This window comes from Segniliparus sp. (assembly GCF_051660745.1).
Taxonomy (GTDB): domain Bacteria; phylum Actinomycetota; class Actinomycetes; order Mycobacteriales; family Mycobacteriaceae; genus Segniliparus.
Genome location: NZ_JBOFQF010000038.1, coordinates 86,113 through 105,714 on the forward strand (window position 1 = coordinate 86,113; position 19,602 = coordinate 105,714).

Annotated in this window: 22 protein-coding genes; 10 read left to right on the forward strand and 12 right to left on the reverse strand. The window is 67.7% G+C overall.

Going from position 1 to position 19,602, the window contains the following annotated elements; all coding sequences use genetic code 11:
* Positions 1 to 480: 480 nt before the first annotated feature.
* From ACRC20_RS13625 to ACRC20_RS13640, 4 genes are all read left to right on the forward strand, one after another.
* On the forward strand, positions 481 to 1,698 hold the full coding sequence (locus ACRC20_RS13625; protein ID WP_438686924.1) for an adenine-specific methyltransferase EcoRI family protein: 1,218 nt from the start codon (positions 481 to 483) through the stop codon (positions 1,696 to 1,698).
* Entirely contained in the window at positions 1,695 to 2,861 is a 1,167-nt protein-coding gene (locus ACRC20_RS13630) for an HNH endonuclease family protein (RefSeq protein WP_438686925.1), read from the forward strand. Before ACRC20_RS13625 ends, ACRC20_RS13630 begins: the two co-directional genes overlap by 4 nt.
* 169 nt (positions 2,862 to 3,030) lie before the next feature.
* The gene (locus tag ACRC20_RS13635) at positions 3,031 to 3,474 is read left to right on the forward strand and encodes a PPOX class F420-dependent oxidoreductase (RefSeq protein ID WP_438686926.1); all 444 of its coding nucleotides are present in this window, start codon (positions 3,031 to 3,033) and stop codon (positions 3,472 to 3,474) included.
* Positions 3,475 to 3,531: 57 nt separating this feature from the next.
* Complete coding sequence (locus tag ACRC20_RS13640) at positions 3,532 to 3,975, forward strand: META domain-containing protein (RefSeq protein WP_438686927.1); 444 nt, start codon at positions 3,532 to 3,534, stop codon at positions 3,973 to 3,975.
* 8 nt (positions 3,976 to 3,983) lie between these two features.
* On the opposite strand, the gene ACRC20_RS13645 is transcribed toward ACRC20_RS13640, so the two are convergent.
* Genes ACRC20_RS13645 through ACRC20_RS13655 form a run of 3 tightly spaced genes read right to left on the reverse strand, consistent with a single transcriptional unit; the run spans position 3,984 to position 6,446 of the window.
* The gene (locus ACRC20_RS13645; protein WP_438686928.1) at positions 3,984 to 5,747 is read right to left on the reverse strand and encodes an ABC-F family ATP-binding cassette domain-containing protein; all 1,764 of its coding nucleotides are present in this window, start codon (positions 5,745 to 5,747) and stop codon (positions 3,984 to 3,986) included.
* A 4-nt stretch (positions 5,748 to 5,751) separates the two neighbouring features.
* A complete protein-coding gene (locus ACRC20_RS13650; protein ID WP_438686929.1) occupies positions 5,752 to 6,192 on the reverse strand; it encodes a type II toxin-antitoxin system VapC family toxin in 441 nt (146 codons plus the stop codon).
* Positions 6,189 to 6,446 (reverse strand): type II toxin-antitoxin system Phd/YefM family antitoxin, encoded by a 258-nt coding sequence (locus tag ACRC20_RS13655; protein ID WP_438686930.1) that lies wholly within the window; start codon positions 6,444 to 6,446, stop codon positions 6,189 to 6,191. Before ACRC20_RS13655 ends, ACRC20_RS13650 begins: the two co-directional genes overlap by 4 nt.
* A gap of 68 nt (positions 6,447 to 6,514) precedes the next feature.
* On the opposite strand from ACRC20_RS13655, the gene ACRC20_RS13660 reads away from it, so the two are divergent.
* Together ACRC20_RS13660 and ACRC20_RS13665 are read left to right on the forward strand one after the other, a co-directional pair.
* Entirely contained in the window at positions 6,515 to 7,177 is a 663-nt protein-coding gene (locus ACRC20_RS13660; RefSeq protein ID WP_438686931.1) for a JAB domain-containing protein, read from the forward strand.
* A gap of 43 nt (positions 7,178 to 7,220) precedes the next feature.
* Positions 7,221 to 8,177 (forward strand): threonine ammonia-lyase, encoded by a 957-nt coding sequence (locus ACRC20_RS13665; RefSeq protein WP_438686932.1) that lies wholly within the window; start codon positions 7,221 to 7,223, stop codon positions 8,175 to 8,177.
* An 11-nt stretch (positions 8,178 to 8,188) separates the two neighbouring features.
* On the opposite strand, the gene ACRC20_RS13670 is transcribed toward ACRC20_RS13665, so the two are convergent.
* The 5 genes from ACRC20_RS13670 to ACRC20_RS13690 are packed head-to-tail and all read right to left on the reverse strand — an operon-like array spanning position 8,189 to position 13,924.
* A complete protein-coding gene (locus ACRC20_RS13670; RefSeq protein WP_438686933.1) occupies positions 8,189 to 8,458 on the reverse strand; it encodes a hypothetical protein in 270 nt (89 codons plus the stop codon).
* A gap of 37 nt (positions 8,459 to 8,495) precedes the next feature.
* Positions 8,496 to 10,466, reverse strand: a complete 1,971-nt coding sequence (locus ACRC20_RS13675; protein WP_438686934.1) for a thiamine pyrophosphate-dependent enzyme — start codon at positions 10,464 to 10,466, stop codon at positions 8,496 to 8,498.
* Positions 10,463 to 12,091, reverse strand: coding sequence for a glutamate synthase-related protein (locus ACRC20_RS13680; RefSeq protein WP_438686935.1), 1,629 nt, complete (start codon positions 12,089 to 12,091; stop codon positions 10,463 to 10,465). The genes ACRC20_RS13675 and ACRC20_RS13680 overlap by 4 nt, the downstream gene beginning before the upstream one ends.
* 5 nt (positions 12,092 to 12,096) lie before the next feature.
* The gene (locus tag ACRC20_RS13685; RefSeq protein ID WP_438686936.1) at positions 12,097 to 12,759 is read right to left on the reverse strand and encodes a CE1759 family FMN reductase; all 663 of its coding nucleotides are present in this window, start codon (positions 12,757 to 12,759) and stop codon (positions 12,097 to 12,099) included.
* Between the two features lies 1 nt (position 12,760).
* Positions 12,761 to 13,924 carry an LLM class flavin-dependent oxidoreductase gene (locus ACRC20_RS13690; RefSeq protein WP_438686937.1) on the reverse strand — a complete coding sequence of 388 codons (1,164 nt, stop codon included), beginning with the start codon at positions 13,922 to 13,924 and terminating at the stop codon, positions 12,761 to 12,763.
* Positions 13,925 to 14,072: 148 nt separating this feature from the next.
* On the opposite strand from ACRC20_RS13690, the gene ACRC20_RS13695 reads away from it, so the two are divergent.
* Complete coding sequence (locus tag ACRC20_RS13695) at positions 14,073 to 14,900, forward strand: helix-turn-helix domain-containing protein (protein ID WP_438686938.1); 828 nt, start codon at positions 14,073 to 14,075, stop codon at positions 14,898 to 14,900.
* An 8-nt stretch (positions 14,901 to 14,908) separates the two neighbouring features.
* On the opposite strand, the gene ACRC20_RS13700 is transcribed toward ACRC20_RS13695, so the two are convergent.
* Both ACRC20_RS13700 and ACRC20_RS13705 read right to left on the reverse strand, forming a co-directional pair.
* Positions 14,909 to 15,556 (reverse strand): class I SAM-dependent methyltransferase, encoded by a 648-nt coding sequence (locus ACRC20_RS13700; RefSeq protein ID WP_438686939.1) that lies wholly within the window; start codon positions 15,554 to 15,556, stop codon positions 14,909 to 14,911.
* Positions 15,557 to 15,686: 130 nt separating this feature from the next.
* Positions 15,687 to 16,073 (reverse strand): nitroreductase family deazaflavin-dependent oxidoreductase, encoded by a 387-nt coding sequence (locus tag ACRC20_RS13705; protein ID WP_438686940.1) that lies wholly within the window; start codon positions 16,071 to 16,073, stop codon positions 15,687 to 15,689.
* 223 nt (positions 16,074 to 16,296) lie between these two features.
* Here ACRC20_RS13705 and ACRC20_RS13710 point away from each other — a divergent pair, with 223 nt between their 5' ends.
* The gene (locus ACRC20_RS13710) at positions 16,297 to 17,283 is read left to right on the forward strand and encodes an acyl-ACP desaturase (RefSeq protein WP_438686941.1); all 987 of its coding nucleotides are present in this window, start codon (positions 16,297 to 16,299) and stop codon (positions 17,281 to 17,283) included.
* On the opposite strand, the gene ACRC20_RS13715 is transcribed toward ACRC20_RS13710, so the two are convergent.
* Complete coding sequence (locus tag ACRC20_RS13715; RefSeq protein ID WP_438686942.1) at positions 17,262 to 17,423, reverse strand: hypothetical protein; 162 nt, start codon at positions 17,421 to 17,423, stop codon at positions 17,262 to 17,264. The genes ACRC20_RS13710 and ACRC20_RS13715 overlap by 22 nt on opposite strands.
* An 88-nt stretch (positions 17,424 to 17,511) precedes the next feature.
* Between ACRC20_RS13715 and ACRC20_RS13720 the strand changes: the two genes are divergently transcribed.
* Positions 17,512 to 18,075, forward strand: coding sequence for a TetR/AcrR family transcriptional regulator (locus tag ACRC20_RS13720; RefSeq protein ID WP_438686943.1), 564 nt, complete (start codon positions 17,512 to 17,514; stop codon positions 18,073 to 18,075).
* Positions 18,076 to 18,096: 21 nt separating this feature from the next.
* On the opposite strand, the gene ACRC20_RS13725 is transcribed toward ACRC20_RS13720, so the two are convergent.
* Positions 18,097 to 18,957, reverse strand: a complete 861-nt coding sequence (locus tag ACRC20_RS13725) for an SAM-dependent methyltransferase (RefSeq protein ID WP_438686944.1) — start codon at positions 18,955 to 18,957, stop codon at positions 18,097 to 18,099.
* Between the two features lie 136 nt (positions 18,958 to 19,093).
* Here ACRC20_RS13725 and ACRC20_RS13730 point away from each other — a divergent pair, with 136 nt between their 5' ends.
* The gene (locus ACRC20_RS13730) at positions 19,094 to 19,555 is read left to right on the forward strand and encodes a hypothetical protein (RefSeq protein WP_438686945.1); all 462 of its coding nucleotides are present in this window, start codon (positions 19,094 to 19,096) and stop codon (positions 19,553 to 19,555) included.
* Positions 19,556 to 19,602 lie beyond the last annotated feature (47 nt).

A 19,602-nucleotide genomic window follows, 5' to 3' on the forward strand; every position in this document is an offset into this window, starting at 1 on the left:
TGCTGTTTCCCATGTGCCGAGCGGAGCGCAATGGTGATGGGGTAGGAATTTGGAGGTTTGAGCGTGATGGCAGAGTTTGCTGATTTGGGCGGTAGAGGGCCAAGGGGTCAATCTCATATGCAGACAAAGCCGTGAAGTCGGAAACTATTTTCGGGAAGAGATGCGCGCTCGTGTGGATGCCTGCAACGCGCCCTTGGGGAAATAGAGGCGGAGCGTGCGAGTCGGAATGGGAGATCGAGTCTTGGTCTTTTGGCACGCGACGGGACTTGATGTCCGGCCAGCCGGGAATTGACTGGTCGTTTTTCCGCTGTTAGTGCAGCTCGATCCGGCCATCATTCGGCTCTCTTAAGGTATGGTGGCTCTCTGTCGGATCGTCCCTGCGCGGCTGGCGATGCCTCCGGATGGCCTTATCCGACCCCAGGGTTCGTCGATGCGTCTACCGGTCTATAGTCCGCTTCATGGGTAGTATGTTCCATACGCGTGCCCACCCCAGGGGACGCGGCGGAACTCATTGAACAAGGTAGGGCAGGCATGATGCCAGTCGAGAATAAGACCACTAATTTGAACGCCGCCAGGGCAGCCAAGAACGATGAGTTTTACACGCAGTGGGCTGACATCGAGCGCGAGATCAATGCGTACCTCGAGTACGATCCGGATGTGTTCCGGGGCAAAGTGGTGTTGTTGCCATGCGATGATCCGGAATGGAGTAATTTCGCTAAATTCTTCGCCTTGCACTTCGTCGCCCTTGGCCTCAAAAAACTCATATCAACATCGTATGCCCCGGACAGCAAGCCTGCCAGTCATTTCTATACCCCGACGGATTTCGAGGCTGCCGACCCCAAATTTGATGCGACCAAGACGCGACTCAACGGTAAGAAGTTTGTGCTGGAGCCGACGGATATCAACGGTGATGGTATGGTCAACATCGATGACCTGCAGTGGGAGTATCTTGACGGCGATGGCGACTTCCGCAGCTTAGAAGTGACTAAGCTCCGCGACGAAGCGGACATCGTGATCACCAACCCGCCGTTCAGCCTCTTCCGGGAGTTCGTGACCTGGCTGATCGAGGGCGGTAAGCAGTTTGCAGTGATCGGTAGCAACAACGCGATCACTTACGCTGAGGTTTTCCCGCACATCAAGTCAAATCGGTTATGGAAGGGTGCGACTGCGAACAGCACCGACATGGTGTTCGGAGTCCCGAAGGGCGCAAAGGTATCCGATGCGGACCGGCTGAAGGCCGAGAAGCTCGGTTACCCGTCAGACGACGAGCGGGACTACACGCGGCTCGGCAACTCCTGCTGGTTCACAAACATCGACCACGGCCGACGCCACGAACCGTTGCAGCTCATGACTATGGCTGACAACCTCAAGTTCAACAAGCGGTTGATCAAGAAGCTCGACGGTGAAGAGAGCTACCAGCGCTACGAGAACTTCGATGCGATCGAAGTGCCGTACACGGATGCGATCCCATCCGACTTCGTCGGTGCGATGGGTGTGCCGATTACGTTCCTTGACAGATACAATCCGGATCAGTTCGAGATCATTGGTAACGGCGAGGGGCGTTTGGCGGCGGCAATGGGAGTTACCCCGCTTGGGCCCGACTTCGTAGGGAATCAGGGGCGTACTAAGCTAGGCATCGCGAGCACCAAGCAGGCAGTTTTCAAACGTATTCTCATCCGGCGGAAGGACGCCTCTTGAAGACCGAACTCAAGCACTACACCGTCGGGGAAATCATCACGGGTTTCGTCTACAACGAGATGGAGGGCAAGGGTCTCTTCGGTCTTGACGGCAAGCTCGTCATCCAGCCGGAGTATCAGCGCAACTACATTTATAACGACGGCAAGCGTGATGTCGCGGTAATAGATTCGCTGCTCAAGGGGTATCCGCTCGGGCTGATTTACTTCAACGTCGAAGGTGAAATGCTCGAAGTTCTGGACGGCCAGCAACGGATCACAAGCTTTGGTCGCTTCGTGACCGGAAAGTTTGCCATCAAGGTCGACGGCAAAGAGCAGACGTTTTCCTCGCTGCCCAAAGATCAACAGCAAAAGATCTTGGATACCAAGCTCGATATCTATGAATGCGAAGGCGATGAGGCCGAGATTAAGCAGTGGTTCGAGACAATTAATATAGCGGGCGTACCGTTGAATAAACAAGAGCTATTGAACGCGATCTACTCGGGACCATTCGTCACTGCCGCCAAGGTCGAATATAGCAACTCAAACAACGCGAACATGCAGAAATGGCAGTCCTACATTGCTGGCGACCCCAGGCGTCAGCAGATCCTCGCCGAGGCGTTGGCATGGGTAGCTTCGTTGCAGAAATTGAGCATCGATGCCTACCTGGCGCAGCATCGACAGGATGGCAATATCAAGCAGTTGAGGACCTATTTTACATCGGTAATCGACTGGGTCAGCAGCGTCTTCACCCGACCACCTGACAAAGAGATGCGCGGCCTTGAATGGGGTCGGCTATATGAGGTCTACCACTCGAAGTCCTACAGTGAGTCGATGATCGAAAATCGAGTCGAAGAACTGCGCAAGGATCCGTTTATCGGCAACCGTAAAAATATCTACGAGTTTCTACTCGGGGGTGAGACTGATACGCAGCTTTTAGAGATCCGGTTATTCGACAAGAAAATAAAAGCACTCGCTTACGATCAACAGACTGGCAAGGCTAAAGTTGCCGGTATCTCGAACTGCCCGCTGTGCGCCGTAGGAAATAATCCCAATAAGACCCGCATCTACAAGGACAATGAGATGGATGCCGACCATGTCGCAGCCTGGTCAAAGGGCGGTAAGACTGATCTGACCAACTGCGAAATGCTCTGTGTGACGCATAATCGCGCCAAAGGCAACAAGTAATACTCGGTTTCATCTTCTGTCTAGGATCGGTGGGGTGGAGCTTGTTCGGCCCATGCCGTGCATATGTCCCACATCGGCAGACCAAAGCCGACGTGTCCCAGTTGTAGATGGCGACTGGCCGTCTTTCCGCTTCGACTCGATCTAGCTCCGCCGTGGCTACACTTGCGGCATGGCTGAGACTGTGACGTTGGCACCCGAGGTGCGCGCTTTCCTGGCCGAGGGCACGCGCACCGGGATCGTGGCCTGGACCGGGCCGACCGGCCAGCCGTTCGCGGCTCCGGTCTGGTTCGTCGTGGAGGGGGACGACCTGCTGTTCACCACGGTGGCCGCCTCGGCGAAGGGCAAGGCGTTCCAGCGCGACCCGCGCATCGCGCTCACCGCGCAGCTCTCGGAGCCGCCGTACGCGTTCGTGCAGGTCCGTGGCGTCGTCGAGCTCAGCGACGACCTCGTCGAGGTCCGCCGGGTGGCGACCCTCGCGGGCGGGCGCTACATGGGGGCCGAGCGGGCCGAGGAGTTCGGGGCCCGCAACGGGGTCCCCGGCGAGCTCGCCGTCCGGCTGCGGCCGGTGAAAGTGGTGGCCGCGCTCGATGTGACGGCGCCGAGTTCTTCATAAGCAGAGTTCCCAGTGAATCCAGTCCTGTCCCACAGTTTCGGGGGCTAGGCTCCGGCCATGCGATCACGATGTTTCCCCCGAGCGGCGCTCGCGGCGCTGGCCGGATTGGCTTTTGGAGGCGCGAGCGCGATGGCGGACCCAGCTGGTTTGAGCGGCGGATGGCTGGTGCGGTCGGCCTCCGGCCCCGGCTCCGAAGCCCTCAACGCCGCCAAGCCGCAGAAGATCGCCTTCGCCGAGGGGCAGGTGCGCGTTTCGGGCGCCTGCAACGCGCTCTTCGGGCCTGCCGAGGCGGGGGATTCGCAGATCGAGTTCGGGCCGGGCCTCGCCTCGACCCGGATGGCCTGCCCGGGGGACCGGATGGCTTCGGACCAGTTCGTCGCCGATGTCTTCCACGGCTCCGCCGACTATTCAGTCGAGGACGGGGTCGTGCGGATCGTGAACGGCGGCCGTGTCCTGGTCCTCGAACGCGCGACCGGCCCCGGCGACGGTCCAGTGGACTAGGGCCGCCGTCACTCCAGCTGTTCGGACAGGTCCAGCCAGCGGTCTTCGAGCTCGGTTTGCTCGCGTTCGAGCGCGCGGAGCGCGTCCGCCTGCGCGGCGAGCCCCTTGAAGTCGTCTTGGTCGTGCGCTGCGAGTTTGTGCTGCGCGGCTTCGATCTGCGCGACGAGCTTTTGGACGCGGCGTTCGACGGCCGCGAGCTCTTTCTGCGCCGCGCGCAGCTCCGAGCCCGACGCGCTGGCTTTGGCCTGCCCGCCCGAGGGGGCTTCGACTGTGCGCCGCAGCGTCAGGTACTCCTCGACGCCGCCGGGCAGGTGCCGCATCTTCCCGCCGAGGACCGCGTACTGCTGGTCGGTGACGCGTTCGAGCAGGTAGCGGTCGTGCGAGACGACGAGCAGCGTCCCCGGCCAGTTGTCCAGGAGGTCTTCGAGCGCGACCAACATGTCGGTGTCGAGGTCGTTGGTCGGCTCGTCCAGGATGAGCACGTTGGGCTCGTCCAGCAGGATGAGCAAGAGCTGGAGCCTGCGTTTCTGCCCGCCGGAGAGGTCGCGGATCGGCGTGGACAGCTGGGCGCTGGAGAACCCGAGCCGCTCCAAGAGCTGCGAGGGGCTTTGCTCCTTGCCGTCGATCACGTAGGAGCTGCGCTTGTCCGCGAGCACCTCGCGCACCCGCGCCGACTCGTGGTCGGCGAGCTCGACGAGGTTCTGGCTGAGCGTCGCGATCTTGACGGTCTTGCCCCGGACGACCCGGCCCTCGGTGGCCGCGACTTCGCCGGTGACCAGGCCGAGGAGCGTGGACTTCCCGGCTCCGTTCACCCCGAGGATCCCGGTGCGCTCGCCGGGGGCGATGCGCCATTCGATGCCCTGCAACACCTGTTTGTCGCCGTAGGAGACCCCGACGTCGACCAGGTCGACCACGGTTTTGCCGAGCCGCGAGATGGCGGTGGACTTGAGCGCGACGGTGTTGCGCGGCGGGGGCTCGTTCGCGATGAGCTGGTTCGCGGCCTCGATGCGGAACTTCGGCTTGCTGGTCCGCGCGGGGGCTCCGCGCCGCAGCCACGCGAGCTCCTTGCGCATAAGGTTCTGGCGTTTGGACTCGCTCGCGGCCGCCATCCGGTCCCGCTCGACCCTGGCGAGCACATACGCCGCGTACCCGCCGTCGAACGGCTCGACGACCCGGTCGTGCACCTCCCAGGTGGTGGTGCAGACCTCGTCGAGGAACCAGCGGTCGTGGGTGACGACCAACAAGCCGCCCGCATTGCGGGACCAACGGTTTTTCATATGCTCGGCGAGCCAGGTGACGCCTTCGAGGTCCAAGTGGTTCGTCGGCTCGTCCAGCATGAGGACGTCCCAGTCGCCCGCGAGCAGGGCCGCGAGGCCGACCCGGCGGCGTTGCCCGCCCGACAGCGCCCGGACCGGAGTCTCCCACAGCGCCTGGTCGGGCAACAGCCCGGCGAACACGTCGCGGATCTTGGGGTCCGAGGCCCACGCATGCTCGGGCACATCGCCGACGACGGCGTGGCGCACGGTGGCCTCGGGGTCGAGGTTGTCGGATTGGCCGAGCACCCCGACATGGACGCCGCTGCGCGTAGTCACCCGCCCGGCGTCCGGTTTGTCGAGGCCCGCGAGCAGGCGCATGAGCGTGGACTTGCCGTCGCCGTTGCGCCCGACCAGGCCGATGCGGTCGCCTTCGGAGACGCCGAGCGTCACCGAGTCGAGGACGACTTTCGTTGGGAATTCGCGGCGGATCGACTCCGCGCCGAGCAGGTGCGCCATGTGGTCATTTCTTGTCGGGGTGGGGGACGGCTACGAGATCTAATCCATTGATCCCGGCGAAGTCCTTCGGATTGCAGGTGTAGAGCGGCAGCCCATTCGCGATGGCGACAGAGGCGATGAGCATGTCGAACCCGCGAGCAGCAGGCTTGCGCCCCGCGGCCCGCAGTTCCGCCGAGACTCGGCCGAAAGCTTGCGCTGCCGCCGTGTCGAACGGAATCGGGTCGAACCGTGCTTCCACTCGTTGGAGACGGGCTTGTCGAACGGCTCGTTCTTCGAGGGTGAGCGCGACAAGCGGCCCGACCGAGAGCTCGGCGAGGGTGATCGCGCTGATCGTTGCTTCATCGGGGAGGCTCTGCGGATCTGCGATCCGCTCAAGATGGATCACGGCGGAGGTGTCCAAGAGGCCTCGGCGAATGCTCACGGCAGGTGTCGGGCCGTGGCTCACGCCTCTCGGTCCCAGATGGTGTACCAGCTGCCGGTGGCCGAGTCGACGTCACGTCGGAAGGACTCGTAGTCCATCGGCGGCAAATTCTGAAAGGCCGAGATGAGCTCGTCTCTGGTGGGATTGCGCCGTCGGGTGGGCCGCAGCTCGGCCACCGGTTCGCCATTCTTGGTCACGAGCAGCGTCTCGCCCCGCTGCACGCGGTCGAGCACTTCGCCGCCGTGGTTGCGCAAGTCTCGGACGCTGACGGTTTCCACGACAGAAGTGTATCACGCGTGAGACAGTCTCGCTGTTCGGTGTCAGTGACCCGGCTCATACTTGATTCATGACCACACCGATGCGGGACATCCCGGCGCACGACCGCCCGCGAGAGCGGCTCTTGCGGCACGGGAGCGCGGCATTGAGCGAAGCCGAGCTCGTCGCGGTCCATCTCGGCTCCGGGCACGCCCGGGCGAGCGCCCTCGACGTGGCCCGCACCCTGCTGACGACGTGGGGCGGGGTGCGCGGGCTCGCCCGAGCGCGCCCGGAAGAGCTCGCGCGGACCCCCGGCGTCGGCCCTGCGAAGGCCGCGCGGTTGGCCGCCGCGTTCGCCATCGCAGGACGAGTCGGCGCATCGGACGACTCGGTGCAGCTCGTGCAATCGGCAGACATCGCACGCGTCGCGAGCCGTGTTCTTGGAACGTCTCGGACGGAGCAAGTCGCCGTGCTGGTCGCAGACGGCAGGCTGCGGCTGCGCCGCACGGAGATCGTGGCGATGGGCTCGGCGACAGCCTGCCCGATGCCGGTGCGCGAAATCCTCGCCACCGTGCTCCGGCATGACGGCGTCGCGTTCGCGGTCGCCCACAACCATCCGAGCGGGGACCCGACGCCGAGCGCCGCCGACCGGGCGTTGACCGACACGCTGCACAACGCGGCCTGGGCGACGGGTCTGCGGTTTCTCGACCATATCGTCGTCGCGGGGAACGACTGGCGCAGCACGGCGTTCTGAACTCGACGGGGCGGTGTCGGGAGTTTGTGCCATGCTGATGCCTATGGAGCTCGTGTCCCTCGCCGATATCAAGGCCGCCCGTTCGCGGATCGCGCCCGACGTGGTGCGCACGCCGCTGGTCCCGGTGCTGCGCGCCTCGGGCCCGGCGCGTTCGTTGTGGCTCAAACCGGAGAATCTGCAGCCCACCGGGGCGTTCAAACTGCGCGGGGCTTTGAACGCGGTGCGCAAGCTGAACGCCGAGCAGCGCTCGGCTGGCGTGGTGACGCATTCCAGCGGCAACCACGGCCAGGCCTTGGCGTACGCGGGAAAGCTGGAAGGCGTGTCAGTCGTGGTGGTGATCCCGAAGAACGCGCCCGCCGTCAAGATCGAGGCGTGCGAGGCGCACGGCGCGGAGGTGGTGTTGGTCGAGCCCGCCGAGCGCGAGCCCGCGATGCTGCGGCTCGCGCAGGAGCGCGGCCTCGTGGTGATCCCGCCCTACGACCACCCGGACATCATCGCGGGCCAGGGCACCGTCGGCTTGGAGATCGCGGAGGACTTGCCGAAGGTCGAGAACGTGCTCGTGCCGGTGGGCGGCGGCGGGCTGCTCTCCGGCGTCGCGGCGGCGATCAAGGCGCTGCTGCCCACCGGGGCGAGGGTGATCGGCGTCGAGCCGGAGCTGGCCGCCGACGCCAAGGAGAGCAGGGAAGCCGGATCGGTCGTCTCGTGGCCGGTCGAGCTCCGGAGCCGGACCATCGCCGACGGTCTGCGCACGCAGCTTTCCGAGCTCACGCTGGCGCACGTCAGGGAGTTGGTGGACGACATCGTCACCGTCACCGAGGAGGAGATCGAAGCGTCGGTCCGCTGGCTCGCGCGCGAGGCGCGCATCGTCGCGGAGCCGTCCGGCGCGGTGACGACGGCGGCGTTCCTCTCCGGGAAAACACCGGAAGGCCTGACGGCGGCCGTCGTGAGCGGCGGCAACGTGGACCCGGCGCTCTACGCGAGCATGATCGCCGCGAGCTGAGCGCCTCGCGGCTACCTCTTTTTGACCGGCGGTTTCGCGGGCGGGATCTGAGCCTGCGGGCCTAAGCCCCCGGCGGCCATCTCGGGGCCGATCAGCGCGCCCGTCCCGAAGTTCTCCCCCTGGTCCTGGACCGGGTTGGGGATGTCGCCCGCGCCGTTGTCGTCGTTGTGGCCGTGCCCGTCGCCGTCGTCGGCGAACGCAAGAGCCGCGGGCAGCGCGGTCGTGCCTGCGGCTCCGCCCAGCGCAAGGGCGAGGAACATGGCGGAGAGTGTCTTTTTCATGGTGTGCTCCAATCAATTGAGGGGTTGGCGGCGGGTTTCAATGCGAGCGAGGGTCGGTGAGGATCTCGACGAGGGCTGGTCCGGGATGGGCGAGGGCTTCGGCGACTGCGCCCCGCAACGCCGAGGGGTCGTCGACGCGCTTGCCGTATGCCCCGCAGTTCTGGGCGAAGGCGGCGAAGTCGGGGTTGTGCAGCGAGGTGTGCCAGACCTCGTACTCGCTGCTGCGCTGCTCGTCGCTGATCTTGGCCAGTTCGGCGTTGTTGAGCAGGATGTGCGTGATGTTCATCCCGTACTTCACGGCAGTGGTGAGCTCGGCGAGGTACTGGCCGAAGCCGCCGTCCCCGGTGATGGCGACGACGGGGCGCTCTGGAGCCGCCGCCCAGGCCCCCATGGCGGCGGGGAATCCGAAGCCGATGGAGCCGAGGTAGCCGGACATGAGGACCGACTGCTCTGTCGCCTCGAAGTACCGCCCGAAGGAGTAGGCGTGGTTGCCGACGTCGACGGCCAGCACCGCGTCGGACGGGAGCAGCGCGTTGAGCTCGTGGAAGACCGTCGCGGCGGCCACCCGGCCCGGGGGGCGCTCTGCGGCTCGCCGGGCTTTCTCGGCCCGCCAGACCGCCCAGCGCTCGGCGATCTCGGCCCGTTGGTCGACGAGGTCCTGGCCGGCGCGGCACTCGTCCAACAGGGCTGCCGCCGTGAGGCCGATATCGCCGAGCACCGGGACGTCGACCGGGCGGAACCGGCCAAGGGCGAGCGGGTCGGTGTCGACTTGGACGGTCGTCTTGTACGGGGAGATGCCGGTGTGGTTCGAGAAGGAGGCGCCGAACACGAGCAGCAGGTCGGCCTTGTTCATCATCCACGAGGCCACCGGCGTGCCCGAGCGTCCGAGCACGCCGCAGGCGAGCGGGTGCTGGTCAGAGATCTGCCCCTTCGCTTTGAACGTGGTCAGCACGGGGGCGCCGAGGCGCTCGGCGAGCGCCTCGACAGCGGGCATGTCGAATTTGGCCCCGGCTCCGACGACGACCAGCGGCCTGCGGGCGGCCGCGATCCTGTCCAGCGCGGCCCGCAGGGCCGAGGGGGGAGGCGCCACGCGGAGGTCCGGCATCCGCCCGGCCGGGCCGGAAGCCCGCGCGCCTGCGGCCGGCAGCACTTGCACTTCGTCGGGCAGGACGAGATGGCCGACGCCTCGTTCGAGCACGGCGCGTTTGAGCGCCGTCGTCATCAGCTCGGCGTGGTCCGATCCGGAGCGCACCATCGCCGAGTACACAGCCACGTCGGCGAACGCGGCGAGCAGGTCGATGTCCTGGAAGGCGCCCTTGCCCGCCACGGAGGAGTCCACGTTGCCGGAGAGCGCGAGCACGGGGGAGCGGTCGGCTTTCGCGTCGTAGAGCCCGGTGAGCAGGTTCGTCGAGCCCGGCCCGGCGATGCCGAAGCAGGCTGCGGGCCGCCCGACGAGCTTGCCGTACGCGGAGGCCGCGAAAGCCGCCGCCCCCTCGTGCCGGACGCCGAAGTAGCGCAGCCTCCCGTCGGACTCGGCCCGGTGCAGAGCCTCGGCCAGCCCGAGATTGGAGTGGCCGACCATGCCGAAAACGGTGTCGACCCCCCAGTTCGTCATCGTCTCGACGAGCACGTCGCTGACCGTCCTCGGCGCGGGGGCGGGCGCGGGCGTCCCGACGTACACGCCGTCCTCGCGTTCTTCGACGGGGTAGACGCGGACGTCGAAGTCCGGTCCGCCCGCCGCCTCGCCGGTGAACGGGTCGAAGTCGAATCCGTGCCAGGGGCAGCGGATCTTGTCGTTCTCCAGGGTGCCTTGCCCCAACGGGCCGCCTTGGTGCGGGCAGCGGTTGTCGACCGCGCCGTACGCGCCGCGCAGCTTGGTCAGCGCGACGGTCTTCTGCCCTGCGGGACACGAGACGACCTGCCCGTCTTCGAGCTCGTCGCGGGCGGCGACTTTGTGCCAGACCGTGGCGTCTTCGTGGGCTGGTTGGCTGTCGAAGCCGCCGCTCATAGGGGTGTCGCTCCTGCGTAGGGGACTCCGCTGAGATACGCGAAGTCGCGGTCGAAAGTCACGAGGTCGTCCAGCTCGAAGTCCGCGAGCCGCCGATGGCCGCACGCCCTGGCGAGCACGGCCATCAGGTCCACGCTGGCGCGCAGGAACCTGTCCAACCGCTCTGCGGCGGACCGCACGGGCAGCCGGGCGCGCAGCCGGGGGTCTTGGGTGGCGATGCCAGCGGGGCAGGCGTTCGTGTCGCAGGCCCGCATGCCGACGCAGCCGACGGCCTGGATCGCGGCGTTGGAGAGGCCGATGGCGTCCGCGCCGAGCGCCAGGGCTTTGGCCATGTCCGCCGCAGTACGCAGGCCGCCGGTGACGGCCAGGGTCACGCCGTCGGCGCGGGAGCGGTCCAGATGCCGCCGCGCCCGCGCCAACGCCGGGATGGTGGGCACGGAGATGTTGTCGCGGAAGACCAACGGGGCGGACCCCGTCCCGCCGCCCCTGCCGTCGAGGATGATGTAGTCGACCCCGATCTCCAGCGCCGCGTCGATGTCCCGCTCGATGTGCTGCGCGCTCATCTTGTATCCGACGGGGATGCCGCCGGACTCCTCCCGCACCTGTTGCGCGAAGTCCGCGAACTGGCTGAGCGACGTCCAGTCCGGGAACCGGGCCGGGGAGACAGCCGCCGTGCCGGGCGGCAGCCCCCGGACCTCGGCGATCTTCCCGACCACCTTCGCCCCCGGCAGGTGCCCGCCGGTGCCGGTCTTCGCGCCTTGCCCGCCTTTGAAATGGAACGCCTGGACTTTCCGGACGTGCTCGATGCTCCATCCGAAACGTCCGGACGCGAGCTCGTAGAAGTACTTCGAGTTCTCCTGCTGCTCCTCGGGCAGCATGCCGCCCTCGCCGGAGCAAATACCGGTGCCGGAGAGCTCGGCCCCCATCGCGAGCGCCGTTTTCGCCTCCTGCGACAGCGCGCCGAAGCTCATGTCGCTCACGAACAGGGGGATGTCGAGCGTCAACGGCTTTCGGGCGTTCGGCCCGATCACGGTCGCCGTCCCGACCGGCTCGTCGTCGAGCAAGGGCAGGCGCGCGAGCTGCGCGGTCAGGATCTGGATCGAGTCCCAGGAGGGGAGCTGCCCGCGCGGCACCCCCATCGCGGCGGTCGGGCCGTGCGCGCCGGATCCGCGCAGGCCGCGCGCGGCGAATTCGTGGATCTGCGTGACGAAGGGCTCCTCGGCGGTGTCCGAGGGCTTGATCCATCGGCCTTGGTACCCGTCGTCCGAGTAATCCCTCGGGTCGGCCTTGGCGTGTGCGGCGACCGCCGCGCCGTCGACGTACACCGAGCCCTCCGACACCCAAGCGGGGAAAGAGCCCAGGGAGACCGCCGGGTTGACCGGGGAGACGCCGGTGTCGAGCTCGTAGCGCCACCCGTGCACCCCGCAGACGAGGAGCCCGCCTTCGACCCGCCCGTCCGCCATCAGCGCCCCGCGATGCGCGCAGCGCCCGTGCAGGGCGTGGACCTGCTCGCCGCGTCGGACGAGGACGAGGTCCACCCCGTGCGCGACCACGGCGTGCGGGGAGCTTTCGGGCAATTCGGCGAGCGAGGCCACGCGGAGGGTGGGGGTCTGTGCTGTGGTCATGCGCGTCAGCCCTCGTGCCCTTTGAGAAGGTCCGCGAACGGCGTGACGCGCGTGTCGACGTTGTTGCCGGAGGTCCTGGCCTGGTCCTCTTCCCGCTGGGCGAAACCAGGCAGGGGCACGCGCTCGGCCACGACCTGGCAGGCGAGCTCGGAGGCGGCGCGGCGGATCCGGGCCGACAGCTCCACGCCTCCGGAACCGGCCCCGAAGTCGCTGGTCGCGGCGAAGACTCCGGTCGGGACGACCACGGCGCGCAGGTAGGAGAACAGGGGGCGCAGCGCGTGGTCGAGCACGAGGGAATGCCGCTCGGAGCCCGCCGTCGCGGCGATCAGGACCGGCGTCCCGACCAGGGAGGCCGTGTCGAGGACGTCGAAGAACAGTTTGAACAGCCCCGAGTAGCTCGCGCTGAACACGGGGGTCACCGCGACGAGCCCCTCCGCCGCCGCGATTTTCTCCCGGGCCTCGGCGATCGCGAGCGTCGGCAGCCCGCCGGTGGCGACCGTGGTGGCCAGGTCCTGCGCGAGCGGCCGCAATTCGACGAACTCGACCTCCGCGCCCTCGCCGCGCGCGGTGATCTGCGTCGTGACCGCCGCCGCGATCCGGTCGGCGAGCAGCCTGGTCGTGGAGGGCTCGCCGAGCCCTCCGGAGACGACTGCGATGCGTCGCGCCATGTCAGTGCGCCCTTCTCGTCGTGCCCTTTGCCGGGTCGCGCTGCGCGGCGTCCTCGACGTCTGCGGTGATGACCCGGCGGTGCTTGGACTGCTCGCCCTGCGCCAGCAGGGACTGGTGGGTCGGCGGCTCGCTCGGCACATGCGCGGGGCGGCGCAGCTCGAACTCCTTGCGCAGCACGGGGACCACTTCCTTGCCGAGGATCTCGATCTGCTCGAGCACGACCTCGCGCGGCAGCCCCGCGTGGTCGACGAGGAACAGCTGGCGCTGGTAGTCGCCCACCGCGTCGGCGAAACCGAGCGTGCGCTCCACGACCTGCTCGACCGTGCCGACGGTCAGGGGGGTGTCGCGGGTGAAGTCTTCGAGCGAGGGCCCGTGGCCGTAGACCGGGGCGTTGTCGAAGTACGGGCGGAAGAACCGCTTCGCCTCTGCCTCGGTCTCGGCGATGAACGCCTGCCCGCCCAAGCCGACGACGGCCTGGTCGGCGCAGCCGTGCCCGTAGTGCTCGAACCGCTGCCGGTACAGCCGCACCATCTGCGAGGTGTGCTCAAGGTCCCAAAAGATATTGTTGTGGAAGAAGCCGTCGCCGTAGAACGCGGCCTGCTCGGCGATCTCTGTGGAGCGGATCGAGCCGTGCCACACGAACGGCGGCACGCCGTCCAGCGGCGCCGGGGTCGAGGTGAAGCCGTGCAACGGGGTGCGGAACTGGCCGTTCCAGTCCACGACGGGCTCGCGCCACAGCCTGCGCAGCAGGTGGTAGTTCTCGACCGCGAGGTTGATCCCTTGGCGGATGTCTTTGCCGAACCATGGGTACACCGGACCGGTGTTCCCCCGGCCCATGATGAGGTCGACCCGGCCGTCGGAGAGGTGCTGCAGCATCGCGTAGTCCTCGGCGATCTTCACCGGGTCGTTCGTGGTGATCAGCGTGGTCGCGGTGGACAGCAGCAGCGTGCTGGTCCGCGCCGCGATCCAGCCCAGCATCGTGGTCGGCGAGGACGGCACGAACGGGGGGTTGTGGTGCTCGCCGGTGGCGAAGACGTCGAGCCCGACCTCCTCCGACTTGAGCGCGTACGACAGCATCGCCTCGAGGCGCTCGTGCTCGCTGGGCCGCCTGCCGGTCGTCGGGTCCTTCGTCACATCGCCGACGCTGAAAATGCCGAACTGCATAGATATTCATCCCTGTTGTATACGCAGGGCCGGATCCTGGCCCTCCTGCACGATTGAACACATCAGCCCGTCTGGCAACAAGGGCGGGCTGTTCCCAGGGACTGGCAGACCCTCTGTCGGAGGGGCGCTCGGCCCTTATGGTGGGAGGATGGAGCACCGCAAAGACATCCGCGACTTCCTGGCCTCGCGCCGGGCGAAGATCACCCCGGAGGAGGCGCAGGTCCCGGTGTACGGGGGCAAGCGCCGCGTCCCCGGCCTGCGCCGCGAGGAGGTCGCCCTGCTCGCCGGGGTCAGCGTGGACTACTACACGCGGCTCGAGCGCGGCAATTTGCGCGGCGTGTCCGACACCGTCCTGAACTCGGTGGCCGCCGTGCTCCGCCTCGACGAATCAGAGCGAGCCCATCTGTTCGACCTCGCCCGAGGCTCCGCCTCCGGCGGCGCGGGCAGGCGGAGGGCCGCGTCGCCGCTACGCCCGGCGCTCCGCCATGTCCTGGATGCGCTGGCCGGGGCGCCTGCCTGGATCAGCGACGAGCGGCTCGACGTGCTCGCCGCGAACGCCCTGTGCGCCGCCCTCTATCAAGACGCGTTCGCCGAGCAGGGCCGGGAGCCGAACCTCGCGCGGTTCGTGTTCCTCGACCCGAGGTCGCGGGACTTCTTCCTCGACTGGGGCCAGCACGCCGACAACGCCGCCGCCAGCTTGTGCGCCGCGACGGGCAGGCACCGGGGCGACGAGAAGCTCGCCGCGCTCGTCGCCGAGCTTCGCGCTGGGAGCGACGACTTCCGCGCCCGGTGGCAGGCGCACGACGTGCGGCTCCAGCTCGACGGGGCCAAGGGCTTGCAGCACCCGGTCGCGGGCAGGCTCGACCTCGTCTACGAGCGGCTGCAGCTGCCGTCGGACGCGGGGCTCACGCTCTTCGTGCTCGTGGCCGAGCCGGGGTCCCCCACGGCGGACCGTCTCAAACTCCTGGGCGGCTGAACTGCGGCTCAGCCTTTGACGCCCACGGTGAAGAGGTCGGCGGCGAACGCTTTGCTCCAGGCCGGGCGGCGCACCCGGCGCTGCTCGGCGATGGTGAAGCCCGCGTCCTCGAACAGCGCGCGGATCTGGTCCGGGGGCAGGAACTGGGTGGCGGACCATTGCTGCGGGACGAGACGGTTCAGCAGCGGGGTGACCGGCTGGCGGGGGCTGATCGTGGTGACCGCCGCGATGCCCCCGGGGCGCAGCACCCGGTGGAACTCCCGCAGCGCCGCAGCTTGGTTGAAGAAGTGGAACGCGGAAGTGGTGACCACCGCGTCGAGGCCGCCGTCCTCGAACGGCAGCTGCTCGGCGGGGGCGATCTGCCAACGGACCTTGTCCGACAGCGCTTTGGCCCGCGCGAGCATCCCCTCGGACATGTCCACGCCGTCGATCTCGTCGGGGTCGAGCTCGCGCTGGATCCGGTCGGCGAGGATGCCGGTGCCGCAGGCGACGTCGAGGATCTTCTGCGCGCCGCGCTCGCGCAGCAGCGCCAGCATCTCGTCGTGCGGCTGCTGGTAGGCATTGCGCTGGAGGGGGCCCCAGTCGTATGCCTTGGCGACCGATCCCCAGAACCGGGTCACTTGGTCGTTGAGCGCGCGGCGTTGGGGGTCGGTCATGGGGGTCTCCTTAGGTTGTCTCGGAGATCAGGCAGATGAGATGCGAGGCGCACCGAGCCGTGGTGTACGGAGGCGGTATGGGTACACGAGGCGAGGAGCAACGAAGCAGGTCGCTGCCTGAATCCGAGGGTTAGTCGATGTCGGCGGTGAGGACAGCTATCCGCTTGAGCGACTCCCTCGCGAGGAAGGGCAGGCCGATTCCGGGGTCGCCGGGCGGGACGATCTTGATGTTGCTGATCCGGTGGGCCTTGCCGAGGATGCGGACCTCGGCCTCGCCTGCGGCGATGATGTTGCGGACCCAGTCGGTGTAGGTGCCGTGGCCGAGCGTCACGACGAAACGGCCCTTGGTCTGCAGCGGGTTGACCGGGGTGCGGAAGGTCTTGCCGGACTTGCGGCCCTTGTGCGTGATCTGCGCGAAACCGGGCAGGTAGGGGGCGGCTTTGACCGTGAGCGGGTTCATGAACTTCACCTGCAGGCGGTCGAACCATTTGGGGAAGATGTAAGCGCCTTCGGCCACGGGGCCTCCTCGTTTTCGGCGTGGAACATGCTGTCTGTCACAGTATGCCCGACATCGGGCGGGACGGGCGGCCCGGTCTGCTGTTCCGCCGGACCCCTGCCCGTCCCCGGCCCGCGCCGCCCGTTCGGTGCCTTCTGTCCTGGACCCGCATGACTTTCGACCCTTGGAACCCGCGCTCGGCGCTGCTGAGCTGGAAGCAAGGCCGAGTGAAAGGAGAAACGTCTTGGCTGTGTATTTGAACCAGGCGGCGTTGTTGTTCGAGTTGGAGGAGGTCGCGGAGCGGGAGGTGAACCGCCATCTGGCGATGTCGAAGGACTGGCATCCGCACGACTACGTGCCATGGGAGGACGGGCGCAACTTCGCGGCGATGGGCGGCGTGGATTGGGACCCGGCGCAGTCCAAGCTCTCCGACGTGGCGAAGGCCGCGCTCGTCACGAACCTCTTGACCGAGGACAACCTGCCCTCCTACCACAACCGCATCGCGGGCGACTTGTCCCCGGAGGGGGCGTGGGGCACCTGGGTCGGGCGGTGGACGGCGGAGGAGGCGCGGCACTCCACGGTGATGCGCGACTACCTGGTCGTCACGCGGGGCGTTGACCCGGTGGCCTTGGAGTGCGACCGGATGACCCATATGACGCACGGGTTCCAGCCGCTCGTTCGGTTCTCGCCCGACACGGGTGCGGGGTTTTTGCACACCATCGCGTACGTCTCGTTCCAGGAGCTCGCGACCCGGATCAGCCACCGCAACACCGGCGCGATATGCGGGGACCCGGTCGCCGAGGCGATCATGCAGCGCCTCGCCCTCGACGAGAACCTGCACATGATCTTCTACCGCAACATCTGCGGGGCGGCCCTCGACATCGACCCGGACCAGACGATGGAGGCGATCGCGAACGTGGTGACCAATTTCCAGATGCCGGGCGTCGGCATGCCGAACTTCCGGCGCAATGGCGTGCTCATGGCGAAGTACGGGATCTACGACTTGCGCCAGCACTACGAGGACGTGCTCATGCCGGTCGTGCGCAAATGGCATGTCTTCGACCGCGACGACCTCTCCGCGCGGGGCGAGATAGCCCGCGACCGACTGGCCGCGTACTTGGAGGACCTGGAATTGGTCCAGATCCCGAGGTTCGAGGAGCACCGGGACCGCTCGCTGGCCAGGGACCGGGCGCGCGGGATCGACCGGGCTCAGGCGGTGAGCACGGTCTGAGCCGGGCCGCCCGCCCGGCGCGCGGCCTCGACGACCACGCCGCCGGCGGCGGGCACGGGGCTCGGCGCGGCTTCGAGGCGCAGATCGCCATGCCCGTGCAGCCGCCAGGCCCGATGCTGGTCAGGGGTGGTTTGGGACATTCTGCTCCAATCGGCGGGGGCGCTTTGGGACACTCTGCTCCAGGATTGGAGACTAATAGTCTCGATATGGTCCGACTATACTCCTGGCATGCCGTCCTCCGACTCCGACTCGGCCGTGCTGTCGCCGCGCGCCCGGCGGGGAAGGCCGCGCAGCGAGACCGCCAAGGCCGCGATCCTCGCCGCCGCCTACGACCTCGTGGTCGACCACGGCATGGCGCAGGTGACCGTGGACGACATCGCCGCGCGCGCCTCGGTGGGCAAGCAGACGATCTACCGCTGGTGGCCGAGCAAGGCGGAATTGGTCCTCGACGCGCTGGAGGAGCGGGCCAAGACGGAGATCGACACGTTGGAGACGGCCTCGGTCGCGGCCTTCCTGGCCCGCGTGTTCGTCGGCGCCTGCGGCGTGCGCCTCGCGCTCAAATCGCTCATCGCGGCGGCCCAGTCGGACGAGGCGCTCGGGGAGGCCGTCAAGGCCCGGCTCATCGAGCCGCGCCGCGCGGCGCTGCGCCGCTGTTTGGAGCGCGCGGGCGTGCCGAAGGTGCGCAGGGAGGCGCTGGTCCTCGCGATCTACGGGGCGATGTGGTACCGGCTGCTCCTCGACGAGCCGCTGGACGACGCGCTCGTCGCCGAGCTCGCCAGGCTCACCGTGTAGGAGCCCCGCCGGGCGGGGCGGCTACGGCTTCGTCGCGTGCAGCAGGCCCATCGCGCAATACCCCTGCTCCAGGGTCGTGATCATGTTCAGGCCGATCTCGACGTTCTGGTGCACCGCGTCCGGGCGCAGCCCGATTTTGTGGCCGATGAGGTCGGGGACGCGGAACCAGGAGGCGATGCGGCGCAGCCGTCGCGCCGAGGGCAGCGACTCCTTGGTCACGTCGCGGTAGACCACGTCCGTGAGGCCGCATTCCCGCGCGGCGGACTCCAGCTCCTCGGGGGTGCAGAAATCGTCGACGGCCATGCAGTTCGCGGCGTAGCGGACGAACTGCTCCACATCTGCGGAGAAGTCCCGGCCCGTGCGGAACCCGTCCGCGACCGCGATTTTCCCCCCGGGGCGCAGCACGCGCGCGGCCTCGCGGCAGAAGTCCCGCTTGTCCAGCGCGTAGCAGGCGCTCTCCTGCGCCCAGACCACGTCGAAGGACTCGGCTTCGAGGCCGGTGTCGCAGTAGTCGGCGACCTCGAAGCGGACGAGGTGGGAGAGCCCGCGCCTGCGGGCGGCGCGGGTCGCGGAGCGGGCCTGGCCGGGGACGAGGGTCACCCCGAGCACCTCCACGCCGAACGTCTCGGCGAGCCAGAGCGAGGACCCGCCGATCCCGCAGCCCGCGTCCAGCACCCGCCGGCCCGGCCGCAGGTCGAGCGGGACCGCGAGCTCGCGGTCCATGTTCACCAGTGACTCGTCGTGCGACTTGGTGTCGGCGTCCCAGTAGCCCATGTGCAGCGCGCGGCTGCGCCCGCCCGACCAGATCAGCCGGTAGTCGAACCCGTTGAGATTGAAGTATTTGACGATCGCCGCGTTGTAGACAGCTTTGTCGATAACCATGTGTCCTAGATTACTACGAGCGCGCTATTGTGCGCGAGCGGACCAAGGCCGTGGGGCCGCGTCGCGGAGCCCCCGGCTAATCTCTATACTAGAACGTATAAAATTTCGTGCGGCTCTCGCGGAAGGACGAAGCGCGGTGTTGGTCCGAAGAATTGTGTGCACGGTCCCGGAGGGGCGGTTGTCGGACGGAGTCCGCCGCGAGCTGGAGGCCGTTGTGCGCAGGCGCTCGCGGGAGTTCTTCGGGGCGGACGGATGGACGGCCGTCCTGTGGCGGACGGTCCCTTCGGGCCAGATGTTCGCGGACGGGCGCCCGGCGGCGGGCTCGGTCGTCGTGGTCGAGGCGGACGACGGGTTCGACCAGGCCCGGCGCGAGGAGGCGCTGCGCGCGATCAGCGGCGACTGGGCCGCCGTCACCGGCACAGGGGAGCGCCACCTCCTCCTCGCCATCGTGGACTCGTCGGCGCTCGCCCGGCAGCAGGCGCGGGAGCGAGGCCGTTTCCGAGGGCCGTGGGGCGCGTGGTTCTTCGCGAGGATCGCCGCCTCCCTCGCGGCCTCGGCCCTGCGGCGCCTGCCGCTCGCCATTCCGGCGAACTACTGACCTGGGAACAGCAGGCCCGAGAAGACGACAGACGAGGAAAGGAACCG